The following is a 20360-nucleotide window of genomic DNA, read 5'->3' on the forward strand; positions in this document are numbered from 1 at the left end:
GGGGGCGGAGAGCCGGTTGGCTCTTAAGTTGGCCTGACGGCCAACTACGGGCCTGACGGCCCGTTAGGTGCTGTCGTCGTGCCTGACGGCACGACTGTGTGTCAAGTGTCAGGGTTGGCCCTGGCGGGCCAACTCGATTGGTTTAGATGTGAGTTGGCGGGCCTGGCGGCCCGCTCAGTAGACGGAATACGGTCCTGCCTGACGGCAGGACCGGTGGAAGAAAAAGGGCAGCCCCTCCCCTGGCGGGGAGGGTTGGGGTGGGCTCAGGGGTGCCGGCGCCTGGCGGCACCGGCGATGTCATAACGGGGTGGTTGCACAGTTATTTGAGTTGCCTGCGCTCCCCTGTCGGGGAGCTTGAGCGGGTGGTGTCCGGCTGTCGCCGGACTGGATAGGTGTCAGTCTCCTTACATACGGGGGGGCGACATCGATCGTCTGCGCTTGCTTTTCCTCTCCTTCCGGAAGCCAATGACAGCACGTGGGCGATGAAGCCGAAGCTGGGTGAGCGATGATGGCCGCATGAACGAGCAGTGGGCCGGAGTGGTGGGTGCAGTCGCAGGCGGAGTTCTGGCCGGTGTTCCGGCGTTGCTGAGCGCTTCCTAGAGTCGCAGGAGCCAGCGTGAGCAGACCCAGGCTCAGCAAGTACTCATGGCAGGGCAGCTGCAGTCGGCCCATCTGCTTCAGGCCATGGAACCGCGGAGGCGTGTCTACGGTGACTTCGTCGCCACGGTGCACCGAACGCGCGCCAAGCTGTTTGAGGCATGGACCGACGGACCCGGCGACGGGTACAGCCGTCTACTTCTCGCTCTCGAAGATGAGGAACTCATCGACCAGTTGGAACGCGTCAGAACTCAAGTTGCGCTGGAGGGGCCCGAGAAAGTCGTCGAGGCGGCCGACAACGTCATGGACGTCATCTCCGCGATGCACACTCGCATCCATTCCGTCGTGGAGAGCGACATCCTGGCCGAGTTCGCCGCTCATGGTGAGACGATCAGCATTCCCCCGGAACTGACGGAACTGAAGCAGTGCCTGGACCGCATGATCACAGCGGCGCGGGAGGCATTGGCGCAGTACGGTGCCGCCGCTCTGCTGCCTGCGCTGCAGCGTTAGCGGACGACACCCGACGTGCCCAGGCTCTCGTAAGTGGTACCGCATTGCCCGGGATGCGCTGTACGTCGCTCAGGCTGGGTCGCTGATGTGGAGCCGGCTGCCAGACAGTCGCTCGTCGATGTCAGTGGCCACGGCTAGGCTCACCCGCACCACCAGCGGGAGGTTGTATGACGTACGGTCTGCTGACGCCAGATGTGCCGCTCGGTCCGTTCGAAGGTGCTCGCGTCACCCTGTGGTCGGCGCAGGGCAAGCAAGCGAAACTGCACTCCAAGTCCTCGTGCTCGTATCTGCGTTCCGCCCGTGTCACCGAGGTCGAAGTGTGGCTGGAGGCCGCGACGATCGGCCGGCTGTGTGCCCAGTGCGCGGCATACGGCGGCTCCTGGGCCCGTCCCGGGACGGGCCTGGCCCTTTTCCTGGACGCGCTCACCGGCCTGGGACTGCTGTATGAACTCGAGCGCTACGGCCAGGGGAGCGAAGACACGTTCGGTGATGAGGAAGTAAGGGAAGCAGCCTCTGTACTCCTCGGCGTGTCCTCGGGCAGCGATGAGCAGGCCAGCACCGGCATCGAGGACGACACTGAGGACGGAGCCTGGGAAGATCTGCGGGATGCCCGGCATGTACGTGAGACCGTCTTCGCCGAGTGGATCAATGCGCTGGCCAGCCTGCATCGCGTATACCAGGTGTTGGACCTGTTTCCCTGGTTGAGGTCCTGGGCCGAACCAAGGGTGCAGCGTAAAACCGATTATCTTCATGTGCTGCGTGCCCGGGCCAGGCAGCTGATCGCCCCGGACTCTCTCGTTCTGGCGGCAGCGGTGTCGGCTATGGACGAGCCGGATGTCCCTGCCGATGATCCCGCTTTCGCCCCGCTGGGTACGCCGGCCGAGGCGGCCAGGGAGCTGGTCTCCTTGTGGCGGCGGTGGCGTAGCAGGGTGGGGAGCAGTTGGGACCATCCGCGGGAGCAGGAGTACCTCGTCCATCATCTGGCCAGCGGGATGAGCAGTCGGCGCAAGGGACGAGACCGGATGCTGGAGCAGGCTCAGGCGCTTCTGGGCGTGTGGGAGGCGGCTGCGCGGTCCGCCGCGACGGACGGCAGGGAGCGAGTCCTGGTCGCGCGTCTGGCCGACGGTGCTCCGGCAGAGTCTGGCAGGGGTGCGTCTGTTTTCGACCGGGTCGGTGAGTGGGAGCGAGGCGTGCTCGCCTCGTACATGGTCTCGGTGGGCTGGGAGCGGTCCGCGCAGTTGGTGATCTCGGTGCGGGTGCCGGAAGTGGTGGCCTGCCGTCTGCTGTCGCAGCCCTCTGTACTCGTCTACGAGGTTCCGGTTGAGGGTGCGCTTGCGCGTGATGCCGACGTGGCAGCGTCGGAGGCGGGCGAGGGGTTGCTGCCCGGGGTGTTTGACGACACCCCGGTTCATGGCCGGCGCATGGTAAGGCCGGAGCACCTGCGAGCCCTGCGTGGCGCGGGGGCGGACGCCGAGCAGTTGTATGCGGTACTTGGCGGTGGCACTGGCGTGGAAGTGGTGGCGTTGAGTGTTCTGGAGCAGCGGTGCGCGGCCGGGTGGCAGGGTGTGATCCTCGCCGCCGCCAGTGACTTGCCCGACGTCTTGTTCGAGACGGGCCTGCATGGCGGGGTCGGGGAGGAGAGCGTGTGGTCTCCTCGCGTGTATGACCCGGAGCACGAGGAGTTCGGCCGCAGCCTGAGTGCGGCGGAGGGTGAGCGAGTGCTGGTGCGGCTGTGCGAGGGGCGGCAGGACGTCGGGCAAGCGCTGAAGTCACTGGTGTTGGCCCGGTCGGTGACAGATCTACGTGATCTTGAAGCGGTCGGATACGACGCGCGGGGGCATCCGCGCCGGGCCTTCGTACCGGCTGTGTGGAACGGACTGCTGGCGATGGAGCAGCTGGACCTGGAGCCCTTCACGTCCGAGTCGGACGACGACTGGCCCGGCGGATCGGGTCTTCCGCTGGGCGTGCTGGCGTCTGTACAGGCGTACACCACAGATGCGTCCGGCCGCTACCAGGGCCGGGCCCACTCCCCTGTTTGCGCACACCGGCGCCCCTATGGGGGCGTCGACCGCCAGGACGACATGGTGACCATCGACGAACTGCTGGGCAACAAGAGATTCGACCCATGTAGCAAGTGCGGCGGATACGCGGTGCGCCGCCTCAGTGAGGCCCAGGTCGCCTATTACCGGGCCGGGCACCGGTTGCACAACCTCATCCAGCGTTCCCCTGCTCGCCATGGGAGAGGCGGTATCGAGCAGTTCCGCCGGACGCTCGACGAGCTCAGCGACCTGGATGTGGCAACAGAGGAAGCGTGGTTTCCCATCAGAGAGCATGCCCGTCAGTGGCGAAGGGTCACCCGTCGCCTGCAGGCAGAACTGCAGGCTGCTACTTGCACGTGATCGCGTGATGCGGCGTGCCTCGTGGCCCCGGGGCTGCCGGGTGCTCCGTTCTACGTCGGTTACACGGAGTTGGCCCTATCCACCGGGGGAGTCGTATCTCGTCCTGGGCCGCTCGGCCGACGCCCGGGCCTGCGCCGCGTCCTCGGTCGAGGTTGCGTTCCCGGCACGTCCGGCTTGGCAGTGGCCTCCCTGGCCTCGCTCAGGCCGATGTCCGCGGTGCTCCGTAGGGCGCCGCGCAGCGCGGACGCAATGTCCTCGAACGGGTGCCGGCTGCACGGCTGTGGTCCACTGTGCGCGCCCGGCTGCGGTAGCTCGATGCGCGGCTGGCCGCGAGGGGGGCGACCGCGCACGGCCTGGCCGAGCATCTGTGTACTCTGCCCGCGCCGATCGGCGCTCATGGCCGTGGGATCAGCTGACCAGCCTCTTGTCCATTCGCACGATGAGCTGGTGAGTGCCGGGCGCGTCGGCCCGGGCACTCGTGGCGTACCCCCGCCGCCGGACGCGGTCGATCTCGGCGGCCATCGCCGGCTGCCGGACGCCGTCCGTTACTGCCGCGACCACGCCGTACTGGTCCGGTCGTGGTGCGGCTGCTGCCCGCGGCGGCAACCGACGTCTGCCGATGGGGGCAGCACGGGCCGCTTGGAGGAACACAGGGCGCGCTTGGTGCCTTCGGCCTAACCGGAGCCCGGTCGGCGCCCTGCGACCCCGATGCTGCGTTGGGTCAGGGCGTGTCGGCGGTTGCCTCGTGGATCAACTTTTCCAGGGTTTTGGGGGCGCTGGGTGTGAGCCGAAGGACGCTGCTGCGGAAGCGGTCCCATGCCTGTGTGTCGTCACCCAGTTCCTCAACCAGCAGTGCCGCCACGGCGGACGCGTGGCCGGTGTGCGCCAAGACCAGGGCCGCGGGCAGCTGGCGGAGATGGGATGCGTCGGCGTAGCGAGAATCCAGGATGGCCTTTGCGGTCTCGCGGCGTCGGGCTGCGGGGCCTTTGAGAGGGAGGAGGGACGACAGCACTGTCGCAGGATCGTCCTGTTGGGTGAGGCTGTCATCCGCCGGCACGGTGAGCCCAGTCAGCGGGTCGCGCTGCTGCGGTGCCGGCTCAGTTTGATGGATGCGTTCCATAGCCTGGTCGACGATGCTTTTCGCAGCCTCACGGACTTGCTCGTCGGGATGTTCGACGAAGTGAGCGGCGGTGGCGTCGGTAAGGAACGGAGTGAGCAGGGCGAGCGCTTCGGCCGGACAGAAGGGGTTGCGGGCCAAGGCATCGGCGGCCTGCGAGCGTGCGGCATTCCACTTCGGGGTCGGGGGCTGTCGCTGTTGCCACGTCGGTGGGACAGCCTGGCTGAGGCACTGGGCGGCGTCTGCCAGCAGGGCGGGTGAGGTGCACACGGCGGCGAGTGCTTCGAATACGTCCCAGCTGCTTTCGTAGATGCCTTCTTCGCGGATCTCGCGTGTCAACTCGCCTGTGGCGGTGGCTATGGCATGGCGAAGGGTGGGACCGTGGAGCAGGAATGCGCGGGGATGCCTCTCTATGACGCTGGCGACCCTGCTGAGGGTCAGTGTTGCGCCAAAGACGCCGGAGAAGAGGTCGTCTTGGTCTGCGTCCTCGGCCGCGTCTTCCGGGAAGGCCGATTCCAGGCAGGTCAGCAGCACCTGGTCGTCGAGGTCGTCGGCACGGTTGAGGAGAAGGTTCGTGATCAGACGGCCGGAGTCGGCATCATGTACGAGCTCTGGCCACAGAGGGCGGGCGGGTGCTGCTTCGAGCAGGGCCCACACATCGTCATGCCATGCTTTTACCACGGCATGCAGTTCCTCGCGCTCCGCTTCGGTGAGCTTCTCGGGACGGTTGCTGAGAGCAGCCGGAGGACGTGCTGCCGCACGGATCAGCGCGCAGCGGATTTGCGGGGTGATCTCGCACTCGGTCATGGCCACCCGGCGGGCGGCACGGTGATCGAGCTGGTCGATGAGCGGGACCAGCACCTCTTTCGGATCGCATCGCGACCGCATGGCCTGCGGCAGCACCGCGTCGGCTCCCAGCACTTTGGCCGCGGTCAGCAGGTGGCTGCCGGTCACCACCGGCGTCGAGAGAAGGGCCGCCAGCACACGTGGGTTGCGTGCGTGCCTCACCATGTGGTCACGGGTCCCATGATCGAGATCGTGCCGGGCGAAGAAGCGCGCTGCAGCATCCGGATGCTGCTCGATGAGGGCTTCGGCGACAGCACGCTGCTGCGTCGGCGACAGGCCAGGGGTTTCCGCGAGCGCGTCCCAAAAGGAGTACGAGTGCATAAGACATGAAAATAGCTGCCCGCACTGACAGCCGCTGGGGCGACGGAGCACGAAGCGGACCCCTTGTGGCGCGGGGACGATGATCCGGAGTGGCTGGAGTGATCGCTGGGGCTGCGACCGCAGTGAGACCGATGTGTTGTTCGACGGCCTGGTGGCAAGGCTTGAGAACGGCCTCGCCGCCTACTGTGCCATTTGAGCGGGACGCGCAGGACTCCAGCGAGTGCGGGCGCGTCACCGTGCCGGCGGGCGCTGTCGTGTGCGGGCCCCGGATCGTCGTCTGCGTGAGAAGTTCCGGTCACTGGCCGGGCTCTGCGCCGACGATCCGGTACCTTCCTCGGCGCCCAGGAAGCACAAGCCGAGGACGAGTTGAATCCTGCGGATCCTGACAAGGTGAACCAGGTGTCCGACCTCGGGTATGCCGTCGCGCCCGAGGAGCTACTGGCGGACGCGACGACGGGCCAAGCCGGCTCCCAAGCCGGCTCCCCTGGCACGTGCAGACTCCCAACTGGTGGCATCGTTTCTTCGGCAGCTTCTGATGAGGGAGGTTCGAGGTCCGCCCCGTGCCTGACAAGGCAGCTATCTCTCACTTCAGGCCGATACCGGAGCCGCTTGATCCGGCGCTTCACGGCCCGGATGATCTGGCCGAGTCACCTCGCTCGGGACGAGGAACCGTTCCTGGACGTCGTTTGGTGTACGGCCTGCGCCACACGAAGCGGCATAGGTCGTTACACGGGGCGACTGCTTCATTCATCGACGCCCTGGAGGTGCACCGTGACTGAAGGTGATCAATTTCGATCATGCGCGACCAAATCATTGCGATTTTCGCAACGTCCGATTAGGGTGGAGTGATGACTGATTCGTTGAATGCGCGGGTGCGCCAGGTACTCGAAAGCGTCGGCGACAGCCAGGCAGATTTCGCGCGGCGCATAGGGATGAGCGCGGACAAACTCAGCAAGTCACTCACAGGTATCCGCCGTTTCACCTCCCTGGAATTGGCGCTGATCGCCGAGCAGGGGCACACAACTGTCGACTGGCTGCTGCACGGAACAGAACCACGCAGGGTCACCGCGATGGCGGCACGTACTCGCGAACGCGGCGCGACCGCGCCGGACGACAGCAAGTCGGCAGCACTTTGCTACGCGGAATGGATCGACGCGCTGGCCAACATCGGGCACCGTCTGACGCTGCCTCGGCTGCCGTCCCTGCCCACCGAGGCCGGCCTCATCCAACAGGGGACACGGCTGGCTGAAGCAGCCCGCACCGCAGTGGGCCGAAGCCCGCGTGGCGTGACCGCTCGTGGGCTTGCCGAGCAGTGGGAGAAGACTTTCGGTCTTGTAGTCGCGGCCACCGATCTACCCGATGGCCTCGACGGACTGTCCTGGGACACAGGCGATTTCCGGCTCGTATTGGTGGGACGGACGGACGTGTGGACGCGCCAGAGATTCACGCTCGCCCACGAGCTGGGGCACATCCTGGCGGGTGATGCAACAGAGGAACTCCTGACCGAGCACGTCGCCCCCAGCGTGGACCAGGACCAGGCGGAGATCAGAGCCAACGCCTTCGCCGCCGAACTGCTCATGCCGCACGAGGAGGTGACGCAGAGCGCCACCGAAATCGGCAGCATGGACAGAGGGGCACTGTTGTCCCTGTCCTGGGACTACCAGGTCTCACCCAGCGCGATGGCAACACGACTTCGCACTTTGGGGATCATCAGCGACAGTCAGCGTCGCTCCTGGTCGGCCGCCACCACCCGCGAAGCGGCCCAGCACGCAGGGAACCCCGACCGGCACATGCAGTACGCCCAACAAGCGGGCGATGGCTGGTACTCCTCAAGCCTGGCTAAAATGGCGATTTCAGCCTACGCGCACGGCGACATCAGCATCCGGTTGGTCGCCGCCGTGACCGGACTAGACTCAGACCGTCTGCTAGACCTGTTCCACCCGGATTCCGAAACACAGAACGAAGCCACGCAGCCCACTGCGCCGGCAACCAGCCCAGCAGAACTGGCCTTCTTCCCGTGACCTCTTGGTGGTTCCCCGACAACACGGTGCTGTGCAACTTCGCCTGCGTGAGCGCTCTTGGCCTGCTCGAGCGCATCCTCGACGGACGTGGGAGGTGGGCGGAAGCCGTCGCACACGAGGCCGACAGGTCAGCCCGCATCTATCCTTCGCTCGCCCGCGTGAAAATTGACGGCTGGCTGGGGGAACCACTGGAGATCCAAGATGACGAGGCGGACGTTGTCGAACGTGTGCGCGTGGCCGCGTTCGGCGGTCGAGCGAGTGAGCCACTGCAGCACCTGGGGGAAGCGCAGACTCTGCACATCATCCAGCGGTGGCCGGGTTACCAGGAGTCCTTCTGGCTCAGCGACGACCGTGCGGCCTGCGATCATGCCCGACGCCTGGGCATCACGACGCTGGAGACGCGGGATGTACTGGCCCGTGGATGCAGCATGGACGAGGTCTCGCCCACCGAGGCCCACAAGTTGCTCCAGCAGATGCGGGACGCGGGCCAGCATCCCTCCATCCCGGGTGACGCCTCCTGGTTCCTCCGCTAGGCGGTTTCGTTTGGATCATCGGGCGGACCAGAGGAAGATGCCCGCGATGTGGAGTCCGGCCAGGTAGATGGTGGCGGTCTTCTCGTAGCGGGTGGCGATGCCTCGCCACTGCTTCAGGCGGTTGATGCAGCGTTCGACGGTGTTGCGCTACTTGTAGGTCTCGCGGTCGAAGACCGGTGGTCTGCCGCCGCGACTGCCCCGACGTAGCCGGTGTGCGCGCTGATCAGCGGGGATGGGGATCACTGCCCGGATGCCGCGCTTGCGCAGGTGCTCGCGGATCGCCCGGGAGGAGTACGCCTTGTCGGCCAGGACCAGATCCGGCCTGGTGCGAGGCCGTCCTCGCCGACGAGGAACCCGCAGACGGGCCATGACATCGGTGAAAGCGGGTGCGTCACCGGCCTGGCCCGCGGTGAGAACAAACGCCAGTGGTCGGCAGCGGGCATCGGCAGCGAGGTGGATCTTCGTGGTCAGTCCGCCGCGGGACCGGCCGATGGCGTGGTCGGCGGGTTCGCCGGCCGGAGCCCCCTTTTGCGGGCCCCGGCCGCGTGCTGGTGAGCCCGCACGATCGTGGAGTCCACCGACACGGCCCAGCTCAGGTCCTCGTCCGCGTCGGCCTGAGCCACCAGAGCGGTGAACACCCGCTCCCAGGTGCCATCCACGGCCCACATCCGCAGCCGGTTGTAGATGCCCCGCCAGTTGCCGTACTTCTCCGGCAGGTGAACCCACTGCGTGCCGGTCTGGAACTTGAAGGCGATCGCGTCGATCACCTCACGGTGGTCCCGCCAGCGGCCACCCCGCTTCGGCGTCCGGTCCGGGAGCAACGGCTCAATCCGCGCCCACTGCGCATCAGTCAACGGCACACCCGGACCAACGACCGACTGATCCAAACGAAACTGCCTAGCCCCGGTGGCCGATCAGAATCGGATGGTTTCGGCCTTTACCGATCAACTGCCCGTCGGGGGAGGCTTTTCCTCTCTAGTCTGATCCCTTGGTGCCTCCCGGCTGCGGTATCCGGGAACGAGCCGGAGGTCGGAGAGGCGTGGGGGAAGAGCAGTTCGATGGCCAGGACGGCCTGGAAGAACGGGACGAGCGACGCGATCTCTTCCGGTACGTGACAGCCGAGCACGCGACCGACTACCTCGCGATCATGGACCTGTTCACGCAGACACTGCTGACCGACCTGTCGGCTGCCGAGGTGAGCGAGGCACTCGCCAAACGCGGCATTGCCCTCTCCCCTGAGAGCGCCGAGGAACGCTGCAACCGTCTGGTGCGTTGGGCGAACCTCATGCCGACCGCACGCGACCCACGCGTGCCCACGGTCGCCGCGCTGCGGCACACGCGGGCACGCTTCCAGATCACCCGGCTCGGTGGGACGGTGCACCGGGAGGTCACCAAGGTCCTGCACCTGCGCGACGGTGCACGGGAAGTGGCGCGGGAGCTGCTCGGCAGCATGGCCGTGTTGCTGACAAGGATCCTGCGCCAGGCACGCCAGCCACGCAGCGTCGACGCGGAGGTGCTGGCGGCCGACGTCACGACCGTCTTCGCCAACCAGGCCTACTTCGCCGACAGCATCCGCGACTTCTACGCCTATCTGTCGTCGGTTCTGGTCCGCTACGACCTGGCGGGCGAGGAGTACGCGTCGTTCAAGGGGCTGTTGCTGGAGTACGTCCACCTCATCGACACCGACGTCTCCCGTCACTCGCCCGCAGTCCTGAAGTGTCTGGAAGAGCTGCAGCCCGTCCTGGACCGCGTCCTGACTGCCCTGGACAGCCTTCCGGGCCTGGCTTCCGCGGACGGCGCACCCGTCGAGAGGCTGCCGGGGCGGCAGGCCGAGGACTGGGCGCAGCTGCTGTCCTGGTACAGCGGCGGGGACGGCGGCATGTCCGGCCCGGCGCAGCTGCGGTCCGCTGCCGAGTCGGCCCTGGGGCAGCTGCTGGCCAACGCACGGCGCATGCTCGCTCCGGGCGGCACGGGAGGGGCCCGGCGCAGTGAACTGCTGCATCTGGCTGGCCTGTTCGCCCAGGCGAGTGTCGAGGAGGCCCACCGGGGTTTCTCGGCCGCCTTCGGCGCGTACCCCGCGCGGCATTTGGGTTTCGGTCCTGAGGAACCCGACTCGCGCAGTACCGCGTCGACCTCGTGGTGGGACGCGGCGCCCGTGGATGTTCCGGTCTCCTTGCGGGAACGGGGCGATCGCACAGCGCGCGGGCGTGCCTCCCGTGTCCCCGACCCGGGTATGGACATCGCCCGTTTGCAGGAGGAAGCCGCGCGGGAACTCGCGGCGCGCAGGGCCGCTGGGGCTGAACTTGCCGCAGCGCGGGCGCTGAACGGGGTCCGTCTGACTCCTGCGGCTCGTGACTTGTTGCTGGAGCTGGTGTCCGCGGCGCTGGCCAGGGGGAAGAGCCTGACGGAAGCGGTGCGCGCGGAGGACCTCGACCTCGATGTGGCCGTGGAGGTGGCCCCGTCCGAGGGCGACACGGTGGTCAGGTCGCTCGACGGAGACACGACATTCGCGGGTGTGGCGTTGACGGCCTCCGACGCGGGCGCGGACCGCGTCGGCGACGCGCCGGACGGTGCGCAGGGCCAGGACGCAGGGCCGGGTGCCAGCCGGCAGCCGCCCTCGGCTGCCGCGGGAGGCTCCCAGTGAGCGCAGATGCGGGCCGGCCGGTGTCCACCACGGCCCAGCACGAGGCGGCGGAGCGTCGCCAAGCGGCCCGCACGCTTTTGTCGTGCCCCGTGCTGACATCACACCGGCAGCCGGACGAACTGGCCTTGGTGCGCCGGCATTCCACTGCTCTGCGGTCCACGTTCGCAAGGTTGCTGGGCTACCACCTCATCGTCGAGCCCTCGTTCGCCCGGCTGGTGAAAACCCCTCCGAGTGCGGACAGTCCCCCGCGCACCGTGAGGCGGGGAGACAGCCCGCCGTTCACCCCGCACACGTACGCGCTGTTCTCGCTGGCCTGTGCTGCGCTGCTCACGCCCGGGACAGGGGAATGGCTGCTGATCTCCTCTCTGGTGGAACAGGTCCGGGCCGACGCGGTCACGGCCGGGGTCGAGCTGCGGGACACACCTGCGGACAACCGCCGTCTGGTGCAGGCCGTCGGGCTTCTCATCGACTGGGGCGTGCTGACCGAGACCGACGGATCACTGTCTGCGTGGAGCGAACGGCGCGAGGAAGGGGTGCTACAGATCCATCGCCCCCTGCTGCCGCATGTGCTGCCCCGTCCGCTGCGCAACGTGGTCTCACTGGCCGACCTTTTCGAACCCATGCCGGCCACAGCGGCGTCCGAGCCCCGGCGCAGCCTGCGGCGGCGTCTGGTGGAAAACCCTCTGGTGAGGCGAGAAGACCTTCCTGAGGACGAGCGCGACGTCCTCTCTCGGGAGCGGTCGGAGCTGTCACGGCTGCTGGAGGAGCACTTCGGGCTCTCGCTGGAGGTCCGAGCGGAGGGGGCAGTTGCCTACGACACCGAGGGAACCCTCAGCGATGTGGCCTACCCCGGCCCGGGCACCGTGCGCCAGGCGGCGCTGCTGCTGACCGACGCGCTCACCGATCTGGCCAGGCCGACCGGGGACCGCCCTGACCTGCTGGTGTCGTGGGACACCGTGCGCAGCGAGCTGGACAATGTGACCGCCCGTCACGCCAGGGCGTGGGCCGGTGCTTTCGTCGCCGATCCGGACCGGTTGCGAAAAGAGGTCGTCACCCTGCTCGAGTCCATGTCGCTGGCCCGCAGTCTGCCCGAAGGGCTGGCGCTGCACGCGGCAGCGGCCCGGTACCGTCCCGAACCTCACGCTCGACCGACACGTGCGGCACAGCGGCTCGCCGTGACCCGCCGCCGGGAGGCCGACGAGCCGCCTTCCGATGCTCTGTTCACCGAGTCCTTCCTCGGGGAGGCACTATGAGTTCCCTCATTCCCGGCCCGCGCAAGCACGACAGCTCCTTGGGCGACCGGCCGCCCGTCGGCGCGCGCCCCTGCCGGTGGCGGCTGAACCGGGCGGGGATCGTCAACGTCTGGTTCTACTTCGACCAGCGTTTCATCCTCTCAGGGGGCCGGCTGGTGCTGCGGGGCTCGAACGGGTCCGGGAAGTCCCGGGCCCTGGAGATGCTGCTGCCGTTCGTCCTGGACGCCGACCGGCGCCGCATGGACGCCACCGGATCCGGCAAGGTCCGGCTCGAGGACCTGATGCGAGCGGGCGGCGACGGTCAGACCAACCGGCTCGGGTACGTATGGCTCGAGCTCGCCCGCAATCCCGAGGATCCCGGTGGAGGTGAGCAGCGCACGGAGTTCTTGACGGTCGGCGCGCTGATCCGCTTCTCGCACAGCACCTCGGAAGCGAAGGCCTGGTATTTCCTCACCCCTTTGCGCGTGGACGAGGAGCTGAAGCTCCTGGACGCCAGCCGCGTCCCACTGTCGAAGGAAGGCCTGGCCGCGGTCATCGGCGCCGATCGTGTGACCTCGTCCCCGGACGTCCACCGGGACCGGGTGCGCGCGGCCGTCTTCGGCCTCCATGGCGACCAGGGGCGCGAGCGGTATGCAGGGCTGTTGCAGTTGCTGCACACACTGCGCTCGCCCGACGTGGGCAACCGCATCGACGAGGGCCGCCTGCCCCAGATCCTCTCCGACGCCCTGCCGCCATTGTCCGACAAAGCCATCGCCACAGCGGGCGACGAACTCGACGGGCTGGAAGAAACCCGGGCGGCGCTGGACCGGCTGGAAACCGCCTACGGTCACGTCGCTGACTTCCTGCGGGTCTACACCCGCTACGCCACAGGTGTTTGTCTCACCGCCGCCGACCGTACCCGGGCCGCAGCCGTCCTGGCCCGGGACACCGATGCAACGGCCTCGCAGCAGGAGACGGCCCATCTCCAGTTCGTGAGCGACCATGCCGATGCGGTGGCCCGGACCGGCGAGCTGGAGGGGTACCGCGATGAGCTGGAGGCCACCGTCGCCGGGATCCGGCTGTCGAGCGAGTACAAGGCCGCACGGGAGCTGAACGAGCGTCTCAACACACTGAAGGCACTGGAAGGGGCCGCCCGTAACGCCCTGGCCACCGCCACGGGTGCCCGTGCGGAAGAACAGCGCACCGCCGACGCGTGCAACGAGGCGGGGATGGACGCTGCGGCCGCTATCACGGAGATGGCCGACGCCGTTGGCGAAACACGCCGGCTGCTGGACGGGGCGGGGCTGAATGTTCCTCTGCCGAACGCTCCTTACGTCGAAGTGCTCACCCCGGATGTCCACGTCGAGCCGGTGCGCACGACGGTGGATGCCGACCCGGAGCCTGTCCGTCGCCCGTCGGCTCTGCGCATGGCCCCTTCACCCGAGGACGTCACCACGGCCATCGAGGCGTTTTTGGCGGCGACTCCCGCTCTGCTCTCCGCTGCGAACAGCCGTGCCCAGCAGGCTGCGGCTCGTGCCGTGGAGGCGGAAGAGCTGACGTCCTTGCTGCAGACGCTTCACCGCGCCCAGGACCGGGCGGAGGACGCGGCCGAAGACGCCGCGGCGGCAGAAGGGCGAGCCGAGCAGGCGGAAACGGACCGTGACGAGGCGGCGGTGCAGTTGGCCATGGCGTGGCGGGAATGGGCCGATTCCTCCGGCTCACAGCGCCTGCTCGGCGCCATCGACTGGAGCAGCACGGCCGTGACCGCCCTCCTGGAGGACGTGGAAGCTCTGGCGGGAGAGGGGGCCGGCCCGGAAGCCGACCGTGAGCTTGCGCGGCTGGACGCCCTGGCCCAGCAGGTGGCCGCTCCGGCCAGGGCGCGGCACGCACAGCAGGTCGCGGCACTTAAGGCCCGGGCCCGGCAGGACACCGCCCGGCGTGAGGAACTGCTGGCCGAAGCAGAAGAACTGCGCCAGGAGCGGGACCTGCCCCCCGTGGCGCCCGACTGGCTGGACAACCCTCCCGACGGCGCGCCGGCGCTGTGGGAGCTGCTGGAATTCCGTCCCGAGGTGGACACCCAGGCGCGTGCGGGTATCGAGGGAGCGCTGCTCGCCTCGGGACTCCTGTACGGCCGGCTCACCCGGGACGGCGATGTCGTCGCGGGCAAGGGGCAGTTGCTGCTGAGCTCCGGCCGTCCGGCGGCGTTGCGCTCACTGCGGACTGTGCTGGCCCCGTCTTGCAGCGATGCCGCGGATGCGGCGCGCGTCATTTCCGTCCTTGACCAGATCGCCCTGAGCCCGGGACACCCTACCTGGGTGTCGATCGACGGGTCCTGGGGGAACGGGCCGCTGACCGGGCGCCATCTGCCTTCGGCGGCCCGCTACATCGGAGCTGCCGCTCGCGCGGCTGCCCGTGCGGCGCGTCTCGCCGAGATCGACCTGCTGCTGCGAGAACTGCAGCAGGCGGCGCAGGCCCGCAGCGAGGAGCAGGATGCATTGGAATCCTGGCTGCGGCAGCTGGAAGAACATCTGATGCAGGCTCCCCGCTCCGTCCAGCTTGCGACGCTTCGGCTGCGGGCCGCTGCGGCTCGCAAGGACGCGGTCGCCTCTCTCAGGCAGGCAGGCGCGCTCGCGGAAGAGGCGGAACGGCTGCAGCGGGCATGGGCGGCCCGTCACCTGCGTCACCGTGAGGTCTGCACAGCTTTGGGTATGCCCGACGACACGGAGGGACTGCGGAGCACCCAGACCAGCGCGCAGCAGGCGCAGACCGCCTGCAGGAATCTGCAACGGGCCGGTGAGGCGGTGGCCAAGCACCTCGCCCGCTGGCAGCGCTTGGCCGGGCGTCTGGAAGAGGTCCGCGAGGCGCGCGGTGCGGCGGAGCGGGACGCCGAGACGGCGAGTCTGGCCTGGTCGAGGGAAGCCTCGGAGCTTGCCGCCCTGCGGGAGAGTCTCGGCTCCAGTCCCCAGAAGGTGCACGAGCTGTTGGAGGCGGCCGAACGCGAACTGAAACAGACCAAGGATGCCCTGCAGAGTGCCCACGCCGATGTTCTGGCTCTGACCGGCAAGGTGGCCGCGGCGAAGGAGAAGGCCCACGGCGCCCGGGAGAAGGCGCGGCAGGCGCGGCAGGCGCTGGTGCTGCAGGCTCAGGCGCTGCATCGGCGTCTGAGCCACCCGGCTTTGGCCGTGGCCCTGGAACCCGGCACCATCGCTCCCCCGGCGCTGTTGTCGGCAAGTAGCGGCGCGGAGGACGTCCTGGCGGCGGTGCGCGAGATGAGGGCAGCCGTGCGGCGGCCTGAGAGCACGGCTGACGCGACGGCGCTGGTGCGGGCCCAGTCGGTGCTGGAGCGTCATACAGCCGGCGCCTACGACGTAACCGTCACGGTCGAGGACGACCTCCATGTCGTGGAGCTGACGGATGCAAGTGGTCGGCGCCACGTCGCTGATGCCGCAGCGGACCTGCGTGAACGGCGCGACCGTGGGCGCGGTGCGCTGACCGAGCGGGAACGCACGGCCTTCTCCGCCTTCGTGCTGGGCGGGATGGCCGAAGAGCTGCGCAACCGCATCCAGGAGGCCGAACGGCTGATCGAGGCGATGAACGAGTCGCTTCTCCCCATCAAGACCAGTCACGGTATCGGCGTGCAGGTCCGGTGGCGTCTGGCCGACTCGGCCAACGAGCACGTCATGCGGATCAAGAAATTGATGCAGCGCGACGTCAGGGTGCTTCGCGACGAGGAGTCCGAAGAACTCATCACCCGGCTGAAGGCACTCGTAGACGTGGCTCACAGCAACGATCCCCAAGCCGGGTACGCCACCCATCTGCGCACCGCTCTCGACTACCGAGCCTGGCATGTCGTGGACGCCTACATCACAGGCCCCGGTCCGAAGCAGGAGCGCAAAATCAGCCGACGGGCCAAACTGTCGCAGGGCGAGACGCGTTTCGTTTCCTACGTGACCCTGTTCGCGGCCGCCGACGCCTACCTCAGCGGCCTGCCCGACACCGGGCGCGCGCTGCGGCTGATCCTTCTGGACGACGCCTTCGCCAAGGTCGACCACCGCACCATCGGGGAGCTGATGGCCCTCCTGGTGCGCATGGACCTCGATTTCGTCATGACCGGTCACGCCCTGTGGGGGTTCTTCGAGGAGGTTCCCGCGCTGGATGCCTACGAGGTCCGGCGAGCCGAGGGCACTGCCGCCGTCACCACGCACGTCCACTGGGACGGCCATACCCGCCATCTGCGCGCCGCGTCATGAGCACAAACGCCGTCCCTCGCCTGCCCGGCCCCATCCGCAGCTACCTCGGCGACCCCAGCCTCACCAGCCTGTGGGGGGCAGCCCGCCAGCGGCTGGAACGCAACCGCCTGGCGCCCACGGGCACTGTGCAGGTCCAACTCGACACGGAAGGCGCCAACCGGCTGGGCGGGTTGCTCGGCACCCGGCTCGCACCCGGCCTGCGCCGTATCCAGCTGGGCGCGCTGGACGCCGCCTTGCGTGCATCGGCCGCCCAGTGCGGGCTTGTCAGCGTGGTCGCGGACCTGACCGGCCAGCCTCTACACGACCGGGCATCGGCCAAAGAAGCACAGCAGACGGCATGGACGGCGCTGTGGCAGCAACTGGACGCCGACCTGACTCGTACCGGACTGAACCACGCCGCCTGGGTGCCGGACTGGCTGACAGAGCTGCGCAGCACCGGCGTCCTCACCCGCGCCGGCGTCGACGCCGCCGCTATCGCGCTCAGCAGCACCGTGCGCGTCTTCACCGCGCTCACGCATACCCCGCTCAACCCTGCAGACGGCGTCGAGCCGAATGCGGCGAAGCAGTGGGAGCTGGGCGAGCTGGCTTCTCACACGACGGGAGACGCCCATGGGCTCGATGAAGGACGCCTCGCCGGCCTTCTGGTCCTGAAAGCCATTGCTACGGCCTGCGGCATGCTGCAGGCCGACTCCACGGCAGGACGCCGGGCACTGTGGGAACGGGTCGGGGTCAGCATGGACTCGCTGTCGGGAACCGTCTTGGTGTGGGGGCTGGCTCCGCCGGGAGAACATTCCTGGGCACGGATGATGCGCACGCGACGTGACCTCGCGCTGGTGACCCATCTGACACTGCAGGAACTGCACACCGTCCCCGATGCCCGCCTGGCAGAGCAGGCACAGACCGTGTACTTCTGTGAGAACCCACAAGTGCTCCAGGCCGCTGCCCGTTACAGTCCTCCCGGCATCCTGGTGTGCGGCAGCGGCAATCCGTCCGCAGCCGGATGGGAACTGCTGCAACGTCTCACCAGCGATGGCGCGGATGTCGCCTATCACGGCGACTTCGACTGGCCTGGTGTCGCCATCGCCGACCGCGTGATACGGGCCGGAGCCCGCCCTTGGCGTATGTACGCAGCGGACTACCTCAGCGCGCTCGCCGAACTGCCCGCCGACCAAGTTCTTCCTCTCACCGGGCCGGTCACTGCCACACCCTGGGATCCCGACCTCGCGGCCGCCATGGCCCACCATGGCCTCGCTGTACACGAGGAAGCCCAGATGCACCGCCTCCTTTCAGACCTCCGCCGCGACGAAACGGGCCGGGACGGAGAGGTGCTTGTATCTCGCTGAAGCGCTGCTCCCACCTCACCGTAGGGCGACGGGCAAAGCGGTGCGGGAGGCAGTCTGGTGCCACTCACAGGGGCATGGTTACTCGGCGGCACGCCAGCCGCTGCAGCGGCTGGCAACCACCCAACACCGATCCCATGGCTGCCATCAGCCGGGAAGCCGACGCTCGGTGCAGGCCCTCACGGATGTCCTGAAGGACCACTACGACACGCATGGCATCCCTCATCCCGTCGAATGAGCCATCCCTGGAGCAGACCCGGGCGAAGTGCATGCACCCTTGGTCTCGGGGAAGTCAGAGCCCGAGCTCGGCAAGTGCCGCTATCCGCTGCGGGCTTAGGCTGGAACGCCGACGGCGTAGGTTGCTCAGCCACTGCCCCAACCGCACCTGGTGCCCATCGATCTCCTCGATGTGCCGCTGCGGGACGTCGAGATGTCCCTCTCGCTCAAGGTAGGCGCGTGCGGCAGCGAGTCCGCGCTGGAAGGCTCGCTCCCTCGGGGGCAGCGGGGTGTCCTCGGTGTGCGGGGCGTGCAGGTCCGGCAGGTCGGGTGCCAGTTCGTTCAGCAGGCGGCGCTGCTCGGGGCGGAGGTCACTGGTGCGCTGACGCTGGGCTGTGAGCCACTCCCCCACCGCTGCCGGGTCCTGCTGTATCTGCCGACGGGCCGCGTGGTAGGCGCGTTGCCAGGTGATCGGCCAGGGTGGGTTCCACCATGGGTCCAGGGCAGTGAGGGCGGCGGCGCGTTCTGTGGTGAGGTGGTGGGCACGGGTGCGCTGGGTGGCCAGCCAGCGGCCGAGGGGGAAGCCGTCGTGGAGGTAGTCGACCGGAACGGCGAGGTGGCCGTTGTGGGCAGCGTAGGCGGCTGCGTGTGCCAACCCCCGCTCGAAGGCCTGCTGGCGGGGATCCCAGATGATGCCGAGGCGTTCAAGGGCTTGGGTGCGGGCCGGGTCGAGGGCGCCGGTGGTGTGGAGGTGGCGTTGCCAGGTGAGCCAGCGGCCCAGGGGGTAGCCGGTGGGGTCTTCGTGGTGTTGGGGGACGTCGAGGTGGTGGTGGGTGCGGTGGTAGCGGCGTGCCGCGTTCAGGCCGCGGCGCCATTCGGCGCTCTTGGGGGCCAGGACGCGCAGGGAGAGAGCGAGGGCGACTTCTTCGGCCTGGGTGGGGCGGTCGAAGTGGAGCCAGGCGCCGGGGTCTTCGGGGGGCACGGTGGTGCGGTGGGTGCGGGGGTCGGCCAGGCGTGCTTCGAGGCGGTCGTCGTGGGCGCGCAGGGCCTGGATGGTGTGCCAGAGGGGGGTGTAGGCGTCGGCGCCGAGGAGGTCGTCGGGGTCTTCGCCGGGGGTGAGGTAGACGGGGACGACGAGGGTGGCCTTCTTGCTGGCGCCGGGCTGTTGGCGCAGGGCGCGGCCGACGGCTTGGACGGTGTCGACGGGGCTGGTTTTGGGGTCGGCGAAGACGACGGCGTCGATGGCGGGGACGTCGATGCCTTCGCCGAGGACGCGTGCGTTGGACAGGACGGCGGGGGTGTGGGGGTTGGTGTGGGAGGCGAATTCGAGCAGGAGTCGGCGGCGGATCTGGGGGGCGTGGTGGCCGCTGATCCAGTCCGCCCACAGGCCGTGGGGTCGCAGGCTGGCGGGGAGGGTGGCGGCGGTCTCGTGCAGGGTGGTGGCGAAGGCGCGGGCGTCGGCGACGCGGTGGTGGAAGGTGATGATGCGGCGCAGGTGGTGGTCGTGGATGGCGCGCAGGGCGGCGACCTGGCGGCCGGCCAGGCGCAGGCCGTCGACGCCGGCGCCGGGGCCGGTGGCGAGCCAGTCGCGCAGGTCTGTGTCGGTGACGACGGGGACGAGGATCTGGTAGTCGGCGAGCAGGCCGAGGTCGATGGCGTCGGAGAGGGTTAGCCGGTAGGCGACGGGGCCGAAGATTTTTTCGTCGTCCATGGAGGCGACCACTTCCGTGTCCCCGTCGCGGTCTTCGTCCGGGTCCCAGATGCGGGGGGTGGCGGTCAGGTAGAGGCGGCGGGCGGCGGGGAGCTGGTCGTTGTGGTGGACGGCGGCCCAGGCCTTGCCGAGGCGGCCGGCGGTTCGGTGGGCTTCGTCGACGACCACGAGGTCCCAGGGGGGCAGGTGGTGGTCGTGGTGGGCGGCGAGGACGGCGGGCAGGGAGGCGTAGGTGGCGTATGCGGTGACCGGGCCGGGGCGGGGTGGGGTGGCGAGGGCGGTGAGTTCGCCGGGGTCGGTGGTGAGGGGGGTGTCGGCGCCGAGCGGTTCGTGGTCGAGGGCCTGGCGGGCGGAGCAGACGGCGATGGTGGTGCCTTTGCGGCCGGCGGCACGCCAGGAGCGGATCGTCTGGGAGAGCAGGTCGAGTGTGGGCAGGAGGACCAGGACGCGGCCGCGGGGGGCGATGCGGGCGGTGGTGCGGGCGGCGATCAGGGTTTTGCCCGTGCCGCAGGCGGCGATCACGCTCGCGCGGGTGTGGGTGCGGAGCGTGGCGGTAGCGGCGGCGACGGCTTCTTTTTGGTGGGGCCGTAGCTCGATGTCGGGGGCCATGGAGGTGCGGCGCT

At 68.7% G+C, this 20360-nt stretch carries 11 protein-coding genes and 1 pseudogene; 8 read left to right on the top strand and 4 right to left on the bottom strand.

What is annotated here, in order from left to right; translation table 11 throughout:
• Positions 1–645: 645 nt before the first annotated feature.
• Both AB0E62_RS35670 and AB0E62_RS35675 read left to right on the top strand, forming a co-directional pair.
• Complete coding sequence (locus AB0E62_RS35670; protein ID WP_362203760.1) at positions 646–1107, top strand: hypothetical protein; 462 nt, start codon at positions 646–648, stop codon at positions 1105–1107.
• A 167-nt stretch (positions 1108–1274) separates the two neighbouring features.
• Positions 1275–3506 (top strand): hypothetical protein, encoded by a 2232-nt coding sequence (locus tag AB0E62_RS35675; RefSeq protein ID WP_362203763.1) that lies wholly within the window; start codon positions 1275–1277, stop codon positions 3504–3506.
• 408 nt (positions 3507–3914) lie between these two features.
• Here the strand turns inward: AB0E62_RS35675 and AB0E62_RS35680 are convergent, their stop codons facing one another.
• Together AB0E62_RS35680 and AB0E62_RS35685 are read right to left on the bottom strand one after the other, a co-directional pair.
• Positions 3915–4067: a hypothetical protein gene (locus AB0E62_RS35680; protein ID WP_362203766.1), complete on the bottom strand. Its 153-nt coding sequence runs from the start codon at positions 4065–4067 to the stop codon at positions 3915–3917.
• Between the two features lie 160 nt (positions 4068–4227).
• On the bottom strand, positions 4228–5790 hold the full coding sequence (locus AB0E62_RS35685) for a hypothetical protein (RefSeq protein ID WP_362203769.1): 1563 nt from the start codon (positions 5788–5790) through the stop codon (positions 4228–4230).
• An 848-nt stretch (positions 5791–6638) separates the two neighbouring features.
• On the opposite strand from AB0E62_RS35685, the gene AB0E62_RS35690 reads away from it, so the two are divergent.
• Together AB0E62_RS35690 and AB0E62_RS35695 are read left to right on the top strand one after the other, a co-directional pair.
• Positions 6639–7811, top strand: coding sequence for an XRE family transcriptional regulator (locus AB0E62_RS35690; protein WP_362203772.1), 1173 nt, complete (start codon positions 6639–6641; stop codon positions 7809–7811).
• Complete coding sequence (locus tag AB0E62_RS35695; protein ID WP_362203775.1) at positions 7808–8344, top strand: hypothetical protein; 537 nt, start codon at positions 7808–7810, stop codon at positions 8342–8344. The genes AB0E62_RS35690 and AB0E62_RS35695 overlap by 4 nt, the downstream gene beginning before the upstream one ends.
• A 15-nt stretch (positions 8345–8359) precedes the next feature.
• On the opposite strand, the pseudogene AB0E62_RS35700 reads toward AB0E62_RS35695, so the two are convergent.
• Positions 8360–9231 (bottom strand): annotated as a pseudogene (locus tag AB0E62_RS35700) (IS5 family transposase).
• A gap of 152 nt (positions 9232–9383) precedes the next feature.
• On the opposite strand from AB0E62_RS35700, the gene AB0E62_RS35705 reads away from it, so the two are divergent.
• From AB0E62_RS35705 to AB0E62_RS35720, 4 genes are read left to right on the top strand one after another with little or no spacing between them, the layout of a single operon-like run.
• Positions 9384–10988, top strand: a complete 1605-nt coding sequence (locus AB0E62_RS35705; protein ID WP_362203778.1) for a TIGR02677 family protein — start codon at positions 9384–9386, stop codon at positions 10986–10988.
• Positions 10985–12241: a TIGR02678 family protein gene (locus AB0E62_RS35710; protein ID WP_362203781.1), complete on the top strand. Its 1257-nt coding sequence runs from the start codon at positions 10985–10987 to the stop codon at positions 12239–12241. Before AB0E62_RS35705 ends, AB0E62_RS35710 begins: the two co-directional genes overlap by 4 nt.
• Positions 12238–16470 (top strand): TIGR02680 family protein, encoded by a 4233-nt coding sequence (locus AB0E62_RS35715; RefSeq protein ID WP_362203783.1) that lies wholly within the window; start codon positions 12238–12240, stop codon positions 16468–16470. The genes AB0E62_RS35710 and AB0E62_RS35715 overlap by 4 nt, the downstream gene beginning before the upstream one ends.
• Positions 16467–17813 (top strand): TIGR02679 family protein, encoded by a 1347-nt coding sequence (locus AB0E62_RS35720; protein WP_362203786.1) that lies wholly within the window; start codon positions 16467–16469, stop codon positions 17811–17813. The genes AB0E62_RS35715 and AB0E62_RS35720 overlap by 4 nt, the downstream gene beginning before the upstream one ends.
• 289 nt (positions 17814–18102) lie before the next feature.
• On the opposite strand, the gene AB0E62_RS35725 is transcribed toward AB0E62_RS35720, so the two are convergent.
• Entirely contained in the window at positions 18103–20346 is a 2244-nt protein-coding gene (locus AB0E62_RS35725; protein ID WP_362203789.1) for a Helicase associated domain protein, read from the bottom strand.
• Positions 20347–20360: the final 14 nt, after the last annotated feature.

Source organism: Streptomyces sp. NPDC038707 (assembly GCF_040636485.1).
Classification (GTDB): domain Bacteria; phylum Actinomycetota; class Actinomycetes; order Streptomycetales; family Streptomycetaceae; genus Streptomyces.